Origin of the sequence: Citrobacter sp. S-77, from assembly GCF_963864895.1 — a bacterium.
Classification (GTDB): domain Bacteria; phylum Pseudomonadota; class Gammaproteobacteria; order Enterobacterales; family Enterobacteriaceae; genus Citrobacter; species Citrobacter murliniae.
On record NZ_CAWLWU010000002.1, the window covers coordinates 3,561,440 to 3,577,269 of the forward strand.

Sequence of the window (15,830 nt, forward strand, 5' to 3'; positions counted from 1 at the left end):
ACCTTATTCCTCTGGATCGTTGAACCCCAATAGCCAGGTAAAAAGAAACCCGGCGATAACCGCTACCAGATAGCCTAACAGATAGAACATCACTTTTCCGGCAACAATCGTCAGAGCCAGCGGTAATCCTGAGATCCCAAAAGTAATAACCGTCGCGACCTTCCAGTAACTGATCAGCGCCCCGCCGACCGCTCCGCCAAGACAAGCGCCAATAAATGGCTTACCCAGCGGCAACGTCACACCAAAAATCAGCGGCTCACCGATCCCCAGTAATCCTACTGGTAACGCACCTTTAATCACTTTTTTCAGCCGTGCGTTACGGGTTTTCATCAGAACAGCAATCGCGGCGCCAATCTGCCCCACTCCCGCCATCGCCAGAATGGGAAAGAGCGCGTTATAGCCATGTGCCTGCACCAGCTCAACATGGATGGGCACCAGCCCCTGATGCAAACCGGTGAGTACCAGCGGTAGAAATGTTCCCGCCAGTACCGCGCCGACGAGGAAACCGCCGCGATCGATAGCCCAGGATGCGCCATGAGCAATGGATTCCGAAATCCAGCCACCGAGCGGTTGCAGTGCCACAATCGCGATTGTCCCGGTGATGATAGTCGTCAGCAAAGGGTTCAGGATAAGCTCCAACGAGCCCGGCAGCACCTCACGAAATTTACGCTCAATCCAGCACATCAGCGCGACCACTAACAACACCGCGATAACTCCACCGCGGCCAGGCTGTAGTGCTTCGCCAAACAGAGTAATCTGTGCCAGCTGCGGACTGGAGAGGATCCCAGCCATTACGCCGCCCATCGCTAACGAACCGCCAAACACTTTGGCGGTGTTTACCCCGACCAGGATGTTCATGATGGCAAATACGGCGCTACCGAAGATACCCATCAACCCCAGCATATTCGGATAGTGAGTAGCAAAATCACCCACAATATCCGGTCGCTTGAGGATGTTAATGATGCCGGTAATCAAACCGGAAGCAATAAACGCCGGGATCAGCGGAATAAAGACATTCGCCAGCTTGCGCAGCGCATCGCTCATTGGCGCCTTGTACTTCGCTTTCACCTGAGACTTCGTGCGTTCAATGTCATTTACATTCGGACGTTCGCCGTCATCAGCAATCAGAGAACGCATGGCATCCACCACTTTGGCGGCCTTACCGGGACCAACAATAATCTGATGCTGCGCCCCCTGCTTCACATAGCCACTGACACCGGGTAACTGCTTCAGCCGGGAAATGTCCAGTTGGTCGTCATCCTGCACTTCCACCCTGACGCGCGTCATACAGTTTTCCAGGCGCAGAATATTTTTCTCTCCGCCAATCCCCAGCAGGATGTCGCTGGCAAGAACCGCCGTTTTGTCCATATGCACCTCTAGTGTTCTAACGCCGCGCGCAAAAAACCCTGGTGAGTGGAAAGTTTGGCTCTGGCTGCGGTAGCATCCAACCCGGTTAGCGCCATCAGTATGGCGGGTTTAACATCAAAGTCAGTCTGTTTCAGCAGTGCCTCGGCCTCTTCACGCGCAATGCCGGTAGCTTCCACCACCATGCGACACGCCCGGTCTACCAGCTTGACGTTGGTCGCTTTCATATCCACCATCAGGTTCTGATATACCTTGCCAAATTTCACCATTGCCCCGGTGGAGATCATATTGAGCACCAGCTTTTGCGCAGTACCTGACTTCAGACGCGTTGACCCCGTCAGGGCCTCCGGACCTACAACCGGAGAGATGGCGATATCAGCTTCACGGGCGACAGGGGAATCCGGATTACAGGAGATCGCCACCGTCGTGCAGCCCACTTTGCGAGCATATTGCAGACCGCCTATCACGTACGGCGTACGTCCTGACGCCGCCAGACCAACAACCAGGTCCTGCATGCGAAGATTGAGTGCCCGAAGATCATCTTCGCCCAACTGAGGGTTATCTTCTGCGCCTTCAACCGCCTTCAGCAACGCGCCCGGACCTCCGGCAATAAGCCCGACAACCAGACCATGTGGCACACCAAAGGTCGGTGGACATTCAGAAGCATCCAGCACGCCAAGACGACCGCTGGTGCCTGCACCCATGTAAATAATCCGCCCGCCTGCTTTTAACGCGTCAGCTGCCGCATCGACCGCATGCGCAACTTCAGAAAGCGTTGCTTTTACTGCTTCCGCTACCAGCGTATCCTGTTGATTAAAACGATGAACCAGCTCAAGCGTGGATAAAGCATCGAGATCCATCGTCTGTGGATTGCGGGTTTCTGATACTAACGCACCGAGATTCATTTTTTGTTCCTTAGGAATTTTTAATTCATAATAATCAGCCATAATGGAATATTATATTCACCCAGGCGAGTGAAATTTTGTTTTGTAATCGCCATCACGTTTTCGCCAGGAGACAGCATGAACTGTTTGATTCGCATTCGTCAGCGTTACCCGGACCTCGCGCAAAGCGATAAAAAGCTTGCGGATTACCTCCTTGCTCATCCGGATGATGCGCGTCATCTCAGCTCACAGCAACTGGCCTGCGAGGCAGGCGTCAGCCAGTCCAGCGTCGTGAAGTTCGCACAGAAAATGGGATTCAAAGGATTTCCGGCACTAAAACTGGCGATCAGCGAAGCGCTGGCCAGTAATCCCAATCCACATTCTGTTCCAGTGCACAATCAGATCCGCGGTGACGATCCCATGCTTCTGGTCGGAGATAAACTGATTAAAGAGAATGTGGCAGCAATGCATGCAACTCTGGATATCAACAGTGAAGAGAAGCTGATGGAAAGCGTTACAATGCTGCGGTCTGCCCGTCGCATTGTACTGACAGGTATTGGCGCATCCGGTCTGGTCGCGCAGAATTTTGCCTGGAAGCTGTTGAAGATTGGATTTAATGCGGTAGTTGAACGCGATATGCACGCCTTGCTGGCGACCGTACAGGCAATGTCACCAAACGATCTCTTGCTGGCAATTTCGTATACAGGGGAGCGACGCGAGCTCAATCTGGCTGCCGATGAAACATTACGCACCGGAGCAAAAATCCTCGCCATCACCGGATTTACCCCCAATGCTCTGCAGCAACGTGCAACCCGTTGCCTGTACACCATTGCAGAGGAGCAGGCCACCCGGAGCGCTGCGATTTCATCCACTCATGCGCAAATGATGCTTACCGATTTGTTGTTTATGGCGCTGGTTCAGCAGGATCTGGAGCACGCGCCGGAGCGTATCCGTCACAGCGAAGCGTTGGTAAAAAAACTGGTCTGAGCAAAGAATGCGCGTATAATGCCCGCCCGATTTGTGATGTTTTGAGAGTTTCCTGATGGCCCTGTTAATCACTAAAAAGTGTATCAATTGCGATATGTGCGAACCCGAATGCCCGAACGAGGCGATTTCGATGGGTGACAGCATCTACGAGATTAACAGCGACAAATGTACCGAATGTGTAGGACATTACGACACGCCGACCTGCCAGAAAGTGTGCCCAATCCCCAATACTATTTTGAAAGATCCGGCACATGTCGAAACAGAAGAACAGCTGTGGGATAAGTTTGTATTAATGCACCACGCAGACAAACTTTAACTCTCGATAATCACCGTGGCACAGGCGTAGTGACGTTCATCAGCCAGCGTCACATGCATATGCGCCACACCGAGCTTTTCTGCCAGCTTTAACGCCTCTCCCCACAACCGCAGACTCGGTTTGCCAAGTTCATCGTTAAACACCTCGAACTGATTGAACGCCAGTCCGTTGCGGATACCGGTACCAAAAGCTTTTGCCGCCGCCTCTTTTACCGCAAACCGCTTTGCCAGAAAACGCACCGGCTGCTGATGCGTTTCCCAGATAGCCCATTCGTTATCGCTCAGAACCCGTCTGGCAAGACGATCGCCGGTACGAGAGATCACCGCCTCAATGCGAGCAATCTCCACGATATCCGTACCTAATCCCAGAATTGCCATTAGCCACGCGCTTCCAGCATCAGGCGTTTCATTTCCACAACCGCATCTTTCAGACCGCTCATTACCGCGCGTCCGATGATCGCATGGCCGATGTTCAGTTCGTGCATTTCCGGGATCCGTGCAATCGCTTTGACGTTATGGTAAGTCAGACCGTGACCAGCATTAACCTTCAGCCCCAGACTGGCTGCGAAGGTCGCAGCCTTAGAGATACGCGCCAGTTCATTGGCCTGTTCCGCGTCGTTTTTTGCATCGGCATAGCAGCCAGTATGAATTTCAATGTACGGCGCGCCCACTTCGGCGGCTGCTTTAATCTGATCTTCGTCGGCATCAATAAACAGCGATACCAGGATCCCCGCATCCGCAAGTCGTTTGCAGGCATCACGCATTTTGTCACGCTGACCTGCTACGTCCAGGCCACCTTCGGTGGTGACTTCCTGGCGTTTTTCCGGCACCAGGCAGCAAAAATGCGGCTTTGTCTCAACGGCGATGGCCAGCATCTCTTCCGTCACAGCCATTTCCAGGTTCATGCGCGTATCCAGCGTTTGACGCAGTATACGCACATCTCTGTCGGTAATATGGCGTCGATCTTCACGCAGATGTACGGTAATACCATCCGCACCTGCTTGCTCAACGATAAACGCCGCCTGAACCGGATCCGGATATGCGGTGCCGCGTGCATTACGTAAAGTGGCAATATGGTCAATGTTGACGCCTAACAGTAATTCAGCCATGACAATCCTCGTTAATCATTATTTGTTTTTACTGCGCGTTTTGGCATAAATTGCCGGAACAGTTCCCGGCTTTTTAACGGTTTACCACCAAGATACGGCTTTAACGCCATGCGGGTAAAGCGTTTCGCGGCACGTAGCGTATCAGCATCCGGAAATTCTCGCGACTCAAGTGCTTTCAAATGCCGCCCGGTAAAGGTGCTGTTATCGATCACCACACTGGCGATAAATCCTTTTTCTTCACGATAACGGTAGGTCATGGTGTCTTCGACCGACTCGCCGCTACCGGCACAGTGGGTGAAATCCACGCCATAGCCCAGATGACCAAGTAAAGCCAGCTCAAAACGACGCAAGGCGGGCTCAGGTGAGCCAGTCGCGCCAGCCAGCGCCTGAATGCAGTTCAGGTAGTCGAAGAAGAGTTCGGAAAAGCGGGTCTCGTACTCAAGCACCCGAGAAATGAGTTCGTTGATATAAAGACCGCTGTAAAGCGTGATACCACTTAGAGGAAGCGCCAGAGAGACGGCTTCAGCGCTACGCAGGGTTTTGACCTCACCACGTCCACCAAAGCGAAGTAATAGCGGCGTAAAAGGCTGAAGTGCGCCTTTAAGATTGGAACGTTTGGAACGTGCGCCTTTAGCAACAAGGCGCACGCGACCCGACTCTTCCGTGAAGACGTCCAGCACCAGGCTGGTTTCGCTCCACGGGCGGCTATGTAAGACAAAGGCTCGTTGCCATCCTTCCATCATACCCGCCGTCTTTTCAGAACAGGGAATTAAACGTCGTCGCCGTAACCGAGACTGCGCAGTGCTCGCTCGTCATCAGCCCAGCCAGATTTTACTTTCACCCACAGTTCAAGGTGCACAGGCGCTTCGAACATCTCCTGCATGTCTTTACGCGCTTCGATACCGATGGTTTTGATTTTGGCTCCTTTGTTGCCAATCACCATCTTCTTCTGCCCTTCACGTTCAACAAGGATCAGGCCGTTGATATCGTAGCCGCCACGTTCGTTAGAGACAAAACGCTCAATCTCAACGGTAACGGAATACGGCAGTTCAGCCCCCAGAAAACGCATCAGCTTTTCGCGAATGATTTCTGAAGCCATAAAGCGCTGAGAGCGATCGGTAATGTAATCTTCCGGGAAGTGATGAATCGCTTCTGGCAGATGCTTACGCACGATACCTGCAACGGTATCGACATTCATGCCGGTTTCGGCAGAAATGGGGACGATATCCAGGAAGTTCATCTGGCTTGCCAGGAACTGCAGGTGCGGCAGCAGATCGGCCTTCTCCTGTACGTTATCAACTTTGTTGATCGCCAGGATAACCGGTGCTTTACCGTCACGCAGTTTATTCAGCACCATCTCGTCGTCCGGCGTCCAACGAGTGCCTTCCACGACAAAAATAACCAGCTCAACGTCGCCAATAGAACTGCTGGCAGCCTTGTTCATCAGACGGTTGATGGCTCGTTTCTCTTCCATATGCAGGCCCGGGGTATCAACATAAATAGCCTGATACGCGCCTTCGGTATGGATCCCGACAATACGGTGACGTGTTGTCTGCGCCTTACGTGAGGTGATGGAAATCTTCTGCCCAAGCAGATTATTCAACAGGGTGGATTTACCAACGTTCGGACGACCGACGATGGCAATAAATCCGCAATAGGTTTTTTCTTCGCTCATTCCAGCTCCAGTTTTTTTAACGCCTGTTCGGCGGCAGCTTGCTCAGCCTTACGACGGCTTGAACCTGTGCCAACCACCGGTTCACTCAGGCCGCTAACCTGGCAGTGGATAGTAAATTCTTGATCGTGCGCTTCGCCCCGGACCTGTACTACCAGATAAGACGGCAGCGGCAGGTGGCGACCCTGCAAATATTCCTGCAAACGCGTTTTCGGATCTTTTTGTTTATCGCCGGGACTAATTTCATCCAGACGGGTTTGATACCAGTTAAGAATAAGTTGTTCAACAGTCTGAATATCGCTGTCGAGGAAGACACCGCCGATCAATGCTTCGACAGTATCCGCCAGGATAGATTCACGACGAAAACCGCCGCTTTTCAGCTCACCTGGCCCCAAACGTAAACATTCACCGAGGTCAAACTCACGGGCTAATTCCGCCAGCGTATTACCACGTACCAACGTGGCACGCATGCGGCTCATATCACCTTCGTCCACACGAGGGAAACGATGATATAGCGCATTAGCGATAACAAAGCTCAAAATAGAGTCGCCTAAAAATTCTAAACGCTCGTTATGTTTGCTGCTGGCGCTACGGTGAGTTAATGCCTGCTGCAACAGCTCCTGATGATTAAAAGTGTAGCCCAGCTTCCGTTGAAGCCGATTAATTACGATGGGGTTCATGCGATACCAATAAATGAATGCGTCAACAATCCAGCACACGAAACAGACCTGATATACACAATTCGGGTAGCCGTTTCGGCATAGCCAGAATGCTTATGTATACGAACCAACGCTGTTTCGTGTGCCGTGGCAACCTAACGCTGCCAACCTAAAACTTCGGGGGAATATTCTATACACAACGACAAGGGATGTCGTTAGTCTGCGGGAATTTATCCAAGAAATAATTCACGCTGTCGCCATAATGACGACAACGTGAACGATTATCAGAGATTAGTGAATACCACCAATACGGCTTAAACGAACACCGGTCGGCCACTCACCTTCCTGCTTATCAAAGCTCATCCAGATAGCTGTCGCTTTACCCACCAGATTCGCTTCCGGTACAAATCCCCAGTAACGGCTGTCCGCGCTGTTATCACGGTTATCACCCATCATGAAGTATTGTCCCGGCGGGACTATCCAGGTCGCGAGTTGCTGCCCTGGCTGACGGAAATACATCCCCACCTGATCCTGCGCGATCGGCACGGTCAGAATGCGATGCGTTACATCACCCAGAGTCTCTTTACGCTCGGTCAGACGAATCCCGTTTTCTTTTGTTTCGTTCAGCGGAACCTCGAAGAAACCACTGGTCGCTTCTCCGCCATTACGACGAGCAAACGTCTGCACGAAATCACTCGGCTGAACATCAGAATACGTTACCGGCAATGCGTTTTCACATGCCTGACCGGAGCTGCACCCGGGCTGAATGGTGACCTCTTTAGCCACTGGATCATACGTCACTTTGTCTCCCGGTAAACCGACAGCGCGTTTGATGTAATCCAGACGCGGATCTTCCGGGTATTTAAACACCACGATATCACCACGTTTCGGATGGCCTGTTTCAATTAACGTTTTCTGATAAATCGGATCTTTAATTCCGTAGGCAAATTTCTCTACCAGAATAAAGTCGCCAATTAACAGTGTCGGCATCATCGAACCCGACGGGATCTGAAACGGTTCATAAATAAACGAGCGCACCACCAGCACAATCGCCAGCACCGGAAAAACAGATGCCCCCGTCTCCAGCCAGCCCGGCTTAGGGGAGACTTTTTTCAGCGTTGCGTTATCCAGTGAATCACCCGCTGCAGCTTGTGCCACCGCCTGACGCTCCCGGCGTTTTGGTGCAAAGACAAATTTATCAATACACCATAAAATGCCCGTCACCAGTGTGGCAATCACCAGAATCAGGGCAAACATATTCGCCATGCCAACTCCTTAGGATTATTTACTGTCTTTACCGACATGCAGAATGGCGAGGAAAGCTTCCTGCGGCAGTTCGACGTTACCGATCTGCTTCATGCGTTTTTTACCTTCTTTCTGTTTCTGCAGCAGCTTTTTCTTACGGCTGATATCACCACCGTAGCACTTCGCCAGAACGTTTTTACGCAACTGCTTAACCGTTGAACGCGCGATAATGTGCGTACCAATGGCCGCTTGAATCGCGATATCAAACTGCTGGCGAGGGATCAGATCTTTCATCTTCTCTACCAGTTCGCGACCACGGCTCTGAGAGTTATCGCGATGGGTAATCAGCGCCAGCGCATCGACACGTTCATTGTTGATGAGTACATCAACACGCACCATGTCAGAGGTCTGGAAGCGTTTGAAGTTATAATCCAGCGACGCATAGCCGCGAGAGGTCGACTTCAGACGGTCGAAGAAGTCGAGCACCACTTCTGCCATCGGAATTTCATAGGTCAGCGCAACCTGGTTACCGTGGTAAACCATGTTGGTCTGTACACCACGCTTCTCAATACACAGTGTAATAACGTTGCCCAGGTAAGCCTGAGGCAGCAGCATGTGACACTCAGCGATCGGCTCACGCAGTTCGTAAATGTTGTTCAGCGGCGGCAGCTTGGACGGGCTATCGACATAGATAGTTTCTTTCGACGTGGTTTCCACTTCGTAGACTACAGTCGGCGCGGTGGTGATCAGATCCAGATCGTATTCACGTTCCAGACGTTCCTGAATGATCTCCATGTGCAGCAGGCCAAGGAAGCCACAGCGGAAACCGAAGCCCAGTGCGGTAGAGCTCTCCGGCTCGTAAAAAAGCGAAGCATCGTTCAGGCTCAGCTTACCAAGCGCATCACGGAAGTTTTCGTAATCGTCAGAGCTGACCGGGAACAAACCGGCATATACCTGCGGTTTCACTTTTTTAAAACCTGGCAACGCTTTGTCTGCCGGGTTACGAGCCTGTGTCAGCGTATCGCCAACCGGTGCGCCGAGAATGTCTTTAATTGCACAAACCAGCCAGCCCACTTCACCACATTTCAGTTCGGTACGGTCAACCTGTTTTGGTGTGAAGATCCCCAGACGATCGGCGTTATAAACCTGTCCGGTACTCATCACTTTGATTTTGTCACCTTTACGCATAGTGCCGTTTTTAATACGCACTAGCGAAACCACGCCGAGGTAGTTATCGAACCAGGAGTCAATGATCAGCGCCTGTAACGGACCTTCCGGATCACCTTCCGGCGGTGGAATATCTCGTACCAGACGTTCCAGAACGTCTGTCACGCCAACCCCGATTTTCGCTGAGCAGCGAACGGCATCAGTCGCATCAATACCGACGATATCTTCAATCTCTTCCGCCACACGCTCAGGATCAGCGGCGGGCAGGTCAATTTTGTTTAATACCGGCACCACTTCGAGATCCATTTCCATGGCGGTATAGCAGTTAGCCAGCGTTTGCGCTTCAACACCCTGCCCGGCGTCGACAACCAGCAGTGCGCCTTCACAGGCAGCAAGCGAGCGGGAAACTTCATACGAGAAGTCAACGTGTCCCGGGGTGTCGATAAAGTTAAGCTGATAGGTTTCACCATCAGATGCTTTGAAATCGAGCGTCACGCTCTGCGCTTTGATAGTAATACCGCGCTCACGCTCAAGATCCATCGAGTCGAGAACCTGCGCTTCCATTTCACGGTCAGACAGGCCACCGCAGATCTGGATAATACGGTCAGACAGCGTCGATTTACCGTGGTCGATGTGAGCTATGATTGAAAAGTTACGTATGTTCTTCATATAGAGTAGTTATTGTGCCTTACGCCTGATTCGACAGGCTCTGAGAAGTCGCTGTTCTGAGCTTAACGTCTGTTTAAGTGAAACGCCGCATTCTACACTACAACGCTGAGGCGAGGAAATGTTCATAGAGCAAGGATAGCGGGAACTGGAAACAACTTCGCTTTTCTAATGCAAAGCTCGCAAGGGTAACGATATGCCCGATGGAGCAAGCTTATCGGGCCGACAAATACAATATGTACATTATTGCCACTTGCAGGCCAGATCAGACGAAGATATCACTGGCTTGTTTCGGTAGAGGATGTGTCGACACGCAGTATTCCAGGCGGGAGAGCAACGTTTAAAATAACCGGTTGCCAGGCTTCACGTACTGCCAGTTTTCGTGAAAAACCGCGTGCAATCAGAAATCCACCCACGCCGCCCAGTATCGCACCGCTTAACGCTGCGATATCACTACCAAACAGCACCTGAAACAGCGCTGCAAAAACAAAAAGCCCCGCCAATGGTGACATATAGACCAACATTGCCGAGCCCAACAGGCTGCCTTCCGCAATCCCAAGTTCAACTTTCTGACCTGGAGCCAGTGGTTCGTCGCTGGGCACCACAATAGTATGCGTCGTCTGCGGCCCCAGTTTGTTCAACACACGGCTTCCGCAGCCTGCTCGTGAGGCACAACTGCTGCAAGACGCTTTAACGTCACAGCTGACCGTTGCCAGACCGTTCTGCCAGGAAACAACCGTTGCCCACTCTTTAATCATTGTGCAGCCCTGAACTTAATATTGTCCGCAATACGCTTCGCCGTCTGTGGCGGAAGCTCACCCACAATGGTGATTTCGGCATTATCACGCACGCTGGTGCTGACTGTCCGGCGTCCTGTACGCAGCAGTTGATCGGCACTGTTTTGCATTGCACGGTTAACGTTCACGGAGAAACTGAACAGACCATCAGAGTAAAGACGAGATTCAATAGGCATATTATCCATCGTCGGTAGCGGACGACGGCTGCTGGATACTTCACTGAATCCTTGCGGCAACCACGACGGGCTCCAGTTAAAATTCGTTTTCTCGCCCGCAGGAACGGACAGCAGCGGTGGCAGGTTCGCTTTCGCCAGCGTCTGCATACTGTCACCGACACCGCTATTCACGGTAAAGGAGATAACACGGAACTGTTCGAGCGTTTCACCATCACGATCGAGCAGATCGACACGCATCGGCAACTTGGTTTCGGTGTCCATCCAGACAATGTAGCTATAACGAGTACCGTCACGCGCCACAACGCGGATCACTTCACAGAGTCTGTCGGCAATACGGGTGCGGCCTACTGAAATAAAATCATAGTAGGGCGAAAGGCGTTTAAAGTCGGTATAAATCAGAGACGGCAGGGAATCAACGATATAGTCACCGTTCAGCGTGAACGGCTCCAGCCCAGGCTCAAAATAGCTGATTTCGTTCCCACGCTGCACCACTTCCCGGCGCGGTCCATCCATTTGCAACAACTGTGCAAGAGGACGGTTGTCCAGGCGTGCATGGCGATAACGTAGGGATTCAACACCCTGCTTATTGATGCTGACAAATGACAGCTCATAGGTTAGCGACTGGCTGGCCAGATTCATCTGCTGCAACAACGCCCCGGACGCAGGATTGGCCGAGGCGTTTACAGAGAAGAACAGGCTACCAGCCACAAGTGACATGGCAAACCAAAGTTGCTTCATTACTGCGATTGCGTTCCTAAAGTTTGAATTCCTGGCACCTGTACAGCGGCTTGCTGTGTTTGCGCCTGCTCAAACTGAAGCTGTTCGGAGTGCAGTCGGCGTTGCAGTTCGTAATCCTGCAACATGGCATTGATACGACGACGCTGCTCCTGTACCTGCTGTTGCTGACCGCCGCTGGCCGTCGCGTCAGAAGGTACACCCAAGCTCACCGGACTGGCTTTACCCATCATCGGTAATGTATTAAATACCGGCGTTTCGGGCTGCTGGGACATTTCAGATTGTCCATTATAGTGCTGGACGCCAACAATAACTGCAAGCGATACGCACGCAGCCACGCCCATTTGGGTGAGCTGCGCGGCCCACGGACGCATTTTCTTCCAGAATGGCATTTTCTGCCACTGATGCGGTGCGGGCTGGGCCTCAGGGATCAACGGCGCCGTCTGGCGTACTGGCTCAGCTTCAATAGCAGCCATAACGCGGGCGGAAATATCGAAATGGAGAACGTCGGCAGTATCACCTCGCATGGAATCGCGGATCAGGTGATAACTCTCCCAGGTTTTTTGCATTTCCGGGTTGTGAGTCAGCTCTTTGAGTAACTCAGTGTCCAGCGTTTCGCCATCCATTAAAGCGGAAAGTTTTTCTTTCTGCATGCCTAATACCTTTTCCAGTATCCCGCTATCGTCAACGCCTGATAAGCGGTTGAACTTTATTATCAATAGCTTCCCTCGCTCGGAAGATACGTGAACGCACCGTACCTACCGGACAATCCATGATAGCGGCTATATCTTCATAGCTCAGGCCATCTAGCTCCCGCAAGGTTATTGCCATGCGTAAATCTTCCGGGAGGGACTCAATAGTTCGGAAAACTATCTGTCTCAGTTCTTCTGACAACATTAAGTTCTCAGGGTTCGAAATTTCTTTCAGTGCTCCGCCACTTTCGTAGTTTTCAGCTTCAATCGCATCTATATCACTGGAAGGTGGACGACGCCCCTGAGCGACCAGGTAATTCTTCGCTGTATTGACTGCAATACGATACAGCCATGTATAAAAAGCACTATCTCCCCGGAACGAATCCAGCGCACGATAGGCCTTAATAAATGCTTCTTGTACCACATCAGGAACATCGCCCGATGGCACATAGCGGGAAACCAGACTCGCCACTTTATGCTGATAGCGTACTACCAGTAAGTTAAAGGCTTTCTGATCTCCCTTCTGGACCCGTTCAACCAGGACCTGGTCCGTTAACTGCTCGCTCATCCGAGGTAAAGTCTCCCCAAACCAAATTTCCACGCGCTTTCGAAACGCCACTCCATCAGCTGCACTATGAGCAAGCAACGAGTTAGAGTGCTCAAGTTTCGTAAAGTTCCGTTACGCATTTGTTTTTGTTTGTCATGTTGTAGACAGGTCTTATCTATCATTATAAGTCTACATAACCCGATCAACGCACTATCTGTTCAGAAATGCCCATTAAACCGCTTGCAGAGTAACCCAACGGCTACTTTATTTCATCACCTAATCTGTTGCTAACGGCCTGCTTCGCAAAATATTTTTCGTATTTTACTCCTCATCGTACATTTCTTTAATGTTTAGTCATTGCAACACAATCAAAAATAAAACGTGCAGTATCGCGCAATGTGGTGCTATGGTGACCAAACACTGTTTAGTAAATTAAACAAAAATCATGAATACGACCCCTGAATTATCCTGTGATGTGTTGATCATTGGCAGCGGAGCTGCCGGACTCTCGCTGGCGTTACGCCTGGCTGAAAAACATCAGGTCATTGTGCTGAGTAAAGGGCCGGTAAGTGAAGGCTCAACGTTCTATGCTCAGGGTGGCATCGCCGCTGTTTTCGATGAAACTGACAGTATCGACTCCCACGTTGAAGACACGCTGGTTGCAGGGGCTGGTCTTTGCGATCGACATGCGGTTGAGTTTGTTGCCAGCAATGCCCGCACGTGCGTCCAGTGGTTGATTGATCAGGGCGTCCTTTTTGATACCCAGGTTCAGCCCAACGGCGAAGAGAGCTATCACCTGACCCGAGAAGGTGGCCATAGCCACCGACGTATCCTGCATGCCGCCGACGCTACTGGCAAAGAGGTCGAAACCACGCTGGTCAGCCAGGCACAAAATCATCCCAATATTCAGGTTCTGGAGCGTAGCAACGCCGTGGACCTGATTATCTCCGATAAAATCGGCCTGCCGGGTACGCGTCGCGTTGTCGGTGCCTGGATCTGGAACCGTAATAAAGAAGCCGTCGAAACCTGCCACGCTAAATCCGTGGTACTGGCAACCGGCGGCGCATCCAAAGTTTACCAATACACCACTAATCCGGATATTTCTTCGGGCGATGGGATCGCGATGGCCTGGCGCGCAGGTTGCCGCGTTGCCAACCTCGAATTTAACCAGTTCCACCCAACTGCGCTATATCACCCGCAAGCGCGTAATTTTCTACTGACTGAAGCGTTACGTGGCGAGGGGGCACATTTGAAGCGCCCGGATGGATCGCGCTTTATGCCCGACTTCGACGAGCGTGGAGAACTGGCTCCGCGAGATATTGTTGCTCGCGCCATTGACCATGAAATGAAACGCCTTGGCGCGGACTGCATGTTCCTTGACATCAGCCATAAGCCGGAAGAATTTGTCCGCCAGCATTTTCCGATGATTTATGAAAAATTATTGGGCCTGGGGATCGATCTGACAAAAGAGCCGGTTCCGATTGTGCCTGCTGCACACTATACCTGCGGTGGCGTCATGGTCGATGACTTTGGCCGTACCGATGTCGACGGTCTGTATGCCATCGGAGAGGTCAGTTATACCGGGTTGCATGGCGCAAATCGCATGGCATCGAACTCACTGCTGGAGTGTCTGGTGTATGGCTGGTCTGCGGCGGAAGATATTGATCGAAGAATGCCTTACGCGCGCGGCGTAAGTACGCTCCCAGGGTGGGACGAGAGCCGGGTAGAAAACCCTGATGAACTGGTTGTTATCCAGCATAACTGGCATGAGCTACGGCTCTTTATGTGGGATTACGTTGGCATTGTACGTACAACAAAACGTCTGGAACGCGCCCTGCGGCGTATCACCATGCTTCAACAGGAAATTGATGAGTATTACGCCCATTTCCGTGTGTCAAACAATTTACTGGAACTGCGCAATCTGGTGCAGGTTGCCGAATTAATTGTACGCTGCGCGATGATGCGTAAAGAGAGTCGGGGCCTGCATTACACACTGGATTATCCTGAACAACGTCCCGAGTCAGGCCCTTCTATCCTGTCGCCGTTAAGCCATCACATAAACAGATAAAACGCCTGGGTCAGCGCCGTATAGCCTTCTGAATAGCGCTGGTCTGGCCCACGAATCACCAGCCTGTCAATAAAACACTCCCCGGCCTGCGGGGAGAAAGCCAGCAATACCCTGTGCGGTAGACGAGCCTCAGTTTCTGCAACATCCGTACGCAGACGCAGATGCCAGCCCATACCCAGAGCCTGCTGGGTAAATGCGTTACCAATCTGCTCCGGCAGCACCACACAAAAAAAGCCTTCTTCTGTAATACTGTTCGCCGCCAGTGTTAACAATGCTTCGTGATCGAGTGTGGTGGTATAGCGTGCCTGCTCACGTTGCGGCGTGGCACACTCTACCCCCTGTTCATAATAGGGAGGGTTACTGATGATCAGATCGAAACGCACGGTCTGGCGCGGTACCCACAGCTGCGCATCTTCTGAATGCACTGTCACACGATGCATCCATGGAGATTTTACAATGTTTTCCTGAGCCTGCAGCGCGGCATCGACATCAAGCTCCACGGCATCAATAATGACGCTTTCATCCGTGCGCTGGGCCAGCATCAGCGCCAGCAGGCCACTCCCGGTACCGATATCAAGGATCCGTTTTACACCCGCGACGGGCGCCCAGGCGCCTAATAAAATACCGTCCGTTCCGACTTTCATTGCACAACGATCGTGTGCCACAAAAAACTGCTTAAAAGTAAATCCATTACGTCGAAGTACGGATGTAGACTGGGGCATGAAGAACAACCTTCCTGGAAAAAA

The 15,830-nt window shown here is 51.7% G+C and carries 18 protein-coding genes; 3 read left to right on the top strand and 15 right to left on the bottom strand.

The genetic code is table 11. From position 1 onward, the window contains the following. Positions 1 to 3: 3 nt before the first annotated feature. Together AACS05_RS17555 and murQ are read right to left on the bottom strand one after the other, a co-directional pair. Positions 4 to 1,368 carry a PTS transporter subunit EIIC gene (locus tag AACS05_RS17555; RefSeq protein ID WP_045446252.1) on the bottom strand — a complete coding sequence of 455 codons (1,365 nt, stop codon included), beginning with the start codon at positions 1,366 to 1,368 and terminating at the stop codon, positions 4 to 6. Between the two features lie 8 nt (positions 1,369 to 1,376). Continuing rightward, complete coding sequence (murQ, locus tag AACS05_RS17560; RefSeq protein ID WP_045446255.1) at positions 1,377 to 2,270, bottom strand: N-acetylmuramic acid 6-phosphate etherase; 894 nt, start codon at positions 2,268 to 2,270, stop codon at positions 1,377 to 1,379. Positions 2,271 to 2,387: 117 nt separating this feature from the next. Here murQ and AACS05_RS17565 point away from each other — a divergent pair, with 117 nt between their 5' ends. After that, positions 2,388 to 3,236, top strand: coding sequence for a MurR/RpiR family transcriptional regulator (locus tag AACS05_RS17565; RefSeq protein WP_045446258.1), 849 nt, complete (start codon positions 2,388 to 2,390; stop codon positions 3,234 to 3,236). Between the two features lie 55 nt (positions 3,237 to 3,291). Then, positions 3,292 to 3,552 carry a YfhL family 4Fe-4S dicluster ferredoxin gene (locus AACS05_RS17570; RefSeq protein WP_003037590.1) on the top strand — a complete coding sequence of 87 codons (261 nt, stop codon included), beginning with the start codon at positions 3,292 to 3,294 and terminating at the stop codon, positions 3,550 to 3,552. Here the strand turns inward: AACS05_RS17570 and acpS are convergent. From acpS to rseD, 12 genes are all read right to left on the bottom strand, one after another. Continuing rightward, the gene (acpS, locus tag AACS05_RS17575) at positions 3,549 to 3,929 is read right to left on the bottom strand and encodes a holo-ACP synthase (protein ID WP_045446261.1); all 381 of its coding nucleotides are present in this window, start codon (positions 3,927 to 3,929) and stop codon (positions 3,549 to 3,551) included. The two genes, AACS05_RS17570 and acpS, sit on opposite strands and share 4 nt — an antisense overlap. Next, positions 3,929 to 4,660 (bottom strand): pyridoxine 5'-phosphate synthase, encoded by a 732-nt coding sequence (gene pdxJ / locus AACS05_RS17580; protein WP_045446263.1) that lies wholly within the window; start codon positions 4,658 to 4,660, stop codon positions 3,929 to 3,931. Before pdxJ ends, acpS begins: the two co-directional genes overlap by 1 nt. An 11-nt stretch (positions 4,661 to 4,671) precedes the next feature. Continuing rightward, on the bottom strand, positions 4,672 to 5,400 hold the full coding sequence (recO, locus tag AACS05_RS17585; RefSeq protein WP_045449747.1) for a DNA repair protein RecO: 729 nt from the start codon (positions 5,398 to 5,400) through the stop codon (positions 4,672 to 4,674). A 29-nt stretch (positions 5,401 to 5,429) separates the two neighbouring features. After that, entirely contained in the window at positions 5,430 to 6,335 is a 906-nt protein-coding gene (gene era / locus AACS05_RS17590) for a GTPase Era (protein WP_045446265.1), read from the bottom strand. Continuing rightward, a complete protein-coding gene (gene rnc, locus AACS05_RS17595) occupies positions 6,332 to 7,012 on the bottom strand; it encodes a ribonuclease III (protein ID WP_003037579.1) in 681 nt (226 codons plus the stop codon). The genes era and rnc overlap by 4 nt, the downstream gene beginning before the upstream one ends. Positions 7,013 to 7,282: 270 nt before the next feature. Then, positions 7,283 to 8,257 (bottom strand): signal peptidase I, encoded by a 975-nt coding sequence (gene lepB / locus AACS05_RS17600; RefSeq protein WP_045446267.1) that lies wholly within the window; start codon positions 8,255 to 8,257, stop codon positions 7,283 to 7,285. Between the two features lie 15 nt (positions 8,258 to 8,272). After that, positions 8,273 to 10,072, bottom strand: coding sequence for a translation elongation factor 4 (lepA, locus tag AACS05_RS17605; protein WP_045446275.1), 1,800 nt, complete (start codon positions 10,070 to 10,072; stop codon positions 8,273 to 8,275). A 275-nt stretch (positions 10,073 to 10,347) separates the two neighbouring features. Next, positions 10,348 to 10,827, bottom strand: a complete 480-nt coding sequence (gene rseC / locus AACS05_RS17610) for a SoxR-reducing system protein RseC (RefSeq protein ID WP_045446278.1) — start codon at positions 10,825 to 10,827, stop codon at positions 10,348 to 10,350. Further along, positions 10,824 to 11,780: a sigma-E factor regulatory protein RseB gene (gene rseB, locus AACS05_RS17615; RefSeq protein WP_045446281.1), complete on the bottom strand. Its 957-nt coding sequence runs from the start codon at positions 11,778 to 11,780 to the stop codon at positions 10,824 to 10,826. Before rseB ends, rseC begins: the two co-directional genes overlap by 4 nt. After that, positions 11,780 to 12,430, bottom strand: coding sequence for an anti-sigma-E factor RseA (rseA, locus tag AACS05_RS17620; RefSeq protein ID WP_045446284.1), 651 nt, complete (start codon positions 12,428 to 12,430; stop codon positions 11,780 to 11,782). Before rseA ends, rseB begins: the two co-directional genes overlap by 1 nt. Positions 12,431 to 12,461: 31 nt before the next feature. After that, positions 12,462 to 13,037 (bottom strand): RNA polymerase sigma factor RpoE, encoded by a 576-nt coding sequence (rpoE, locus tag AACS05_RS17625; protein WP_045446287.1) that lies wholly within the window; start codon positions 13,035 to 13,037, stop codon positions 12,462 to 12,464. Further along, on the bottom strand, positions 13,034 to 13,198 hold the full coding sequence (gene rseD / locus AACS05_RS17630; RefSeq protein WP_136345495.1) for a rpoE leader peptide RseD: 165 nt from the start codon (positions 13,196 to 13,198) through the stop codon (positions 13,034 to 13,036). Before rseD ends, rpoE begins: the two co-directional genes overlap by 4 nt. Before the next feature lie 263 nt (positions 13,199 to 13,461). Here rseD and nadB point away from each other — a divergent pair, with 263 nt between their 5' ends. Then, positions 13,462 to 15,084 (top strand): L-aspartate oxidase, encoded by a 1,623-nt coding sequence (nadB, locus tag AACS05_RS17635; RefSeq protein WP_045446290.1) that lies wholly within the window; start codon positions 13,462 to 13,464, stop codon positions 15,082 to 15,084. Here the strand turns inward: nadB and trmN are convergent. After that, on the bottom strand, positions 15,069 to 15,806 hold the full coding sequence (gene trmN / locus AACS05_RS17640) for a tRNA(1)(Val) (adenine(37)-N(6))-methyltransferase TrmN (protein ID WP_045446293.1): 738 nt from the start codon (positions 15,804 to 15,806) through the stop codon (positions 15,069 to 15,071). The two genes, nadB and trmN, sit on opposite strands and share 16 nt — an antisense overlap. Positions 15,807 to 15,830: the final 24 nt, after the last annotated feature.

Excerpts from the sequence above, each read along its gene's own strand:
- nadB (WP_045446290.1), top strand. The coding sequence starts at position 13,462 with ATGAATACGACCCCTGAATTATCCTGTGATGTGTTGATCATTGGCAGC.
- lepB (WP_045446267.1), bottom strand. The coding sequence starts at position 8,257 with ATGGCGAATATGTTTGCCCTGATTCTGGTGATTGCCACACTGGTGACG.
- pdxJ (WP_045446263.1), bottom strand. The coding sequence starts at position 4,660 with ATGGCTGAATTACTGTTAGGCGTCAACATTGACCATATTGCCACTTTA.
- AACS05_RS17570 (WP_003037590.1), top strand. The coding sequence starts at position 3,292 with ATGGCCCTGTTAATCACTAAAAAGTGTATCAATTGCGATATGTGCGAA.
- AACS05_RS17565 (WP_045446258.1), top strand. The coding sequence starts at position 2,388 with ATGAACTGTTTGATTCGCATTCGTCAGCGTTACCCGGACCTCGCGCAA.
- AACS05_RS17555 (WP_045446252.1), bottom strand. The coding sequence starts at position 1,368 with ATGGACAAAACGGCGGTTCTTGCCAGCGACATCCTGCTGGGGATTGGC.
- rseA (WP_045446284.1), bottom strand. The coding sequence starts at position 12,430 with ATGCAGAAAGAAAAACTTTCCGCTTTAATGGATGGCGAAACGCTGGAC.
- rnc (WP_003037579.1), bottom strand. The coding sequence starts at position 7,012 with ATGAACCCCATCGTAATTAATCGGCTTCAACGGAAGCTGGGCTACACT.
- rpoE (WP_045446287.1), bottom strand. The coding sequence starts at position 13,037 with ATGAGCGAGCAGTTAACGGACCAGGTCCTGGTTGAACGGGTCCAGAAG.
- lepA (WP_045446275.1), bottom strand. The coding sequence starts at position 10,072 with ATGAAGAACATACGTAACTTTTCAATCATAGCTCACATCGACCACGGT.
- recO (WP_045449747.1), bottom strand. The coding sequence starts at position 5,400 with ATGGAAGGATGGCAACGAGCCTTTGTCTTACATAGCCGCCCGTGGAGC.
- murQ (WP_045446255.1), bottom strand. The coding sequence starts at position 2,270 with ATGAATCTCGGTGCGTTAGTATCAGAAACCCGCAATCCACAGACGATG.
- rseD (WP_136345495.1), bottom strand. The coding sequence starts at position 13,198 with ATGATAGATAAGACCTGTCTACAACATGACAAACAAAAACAAATGCGT.
- trmN (WP_045446293.1), bottom strand. The coding sequence starts at position 15,806 with ATGCCCCAGTCTACATCCGTACTTCGACGTAATGGATTTACTTTTAAG.
- rseB (WP_045446281.1), bottom strand. The coding sequence starts at position 11,780 with ATGAAGCAACTTTGGTTTGCCATGTCACTTGTGGCTGGTAGCCTGTTC.
- rseC (WP_045446278.1), bottom strand. The coding sequence starts at position 10,827 with ATGATTAAAGAGTGGGCAACGGTTGTTTCCTGGCAGAACGGTCTGGCA.
- acpS (WP_045446261.1), bottom strand. The coding sequence starts at position 3,929 with ATGGCAATTCTGGGATTAGGTACGGATATCGTGGAGATTGCTCGCATT.
- era (WP_045446265.1), bottom strand. The coding sequence starts at position 6,335 with ATGAGCGAAGAAAAAACCTATTGCGGATTTATTGCCATCGTCGGTCGT.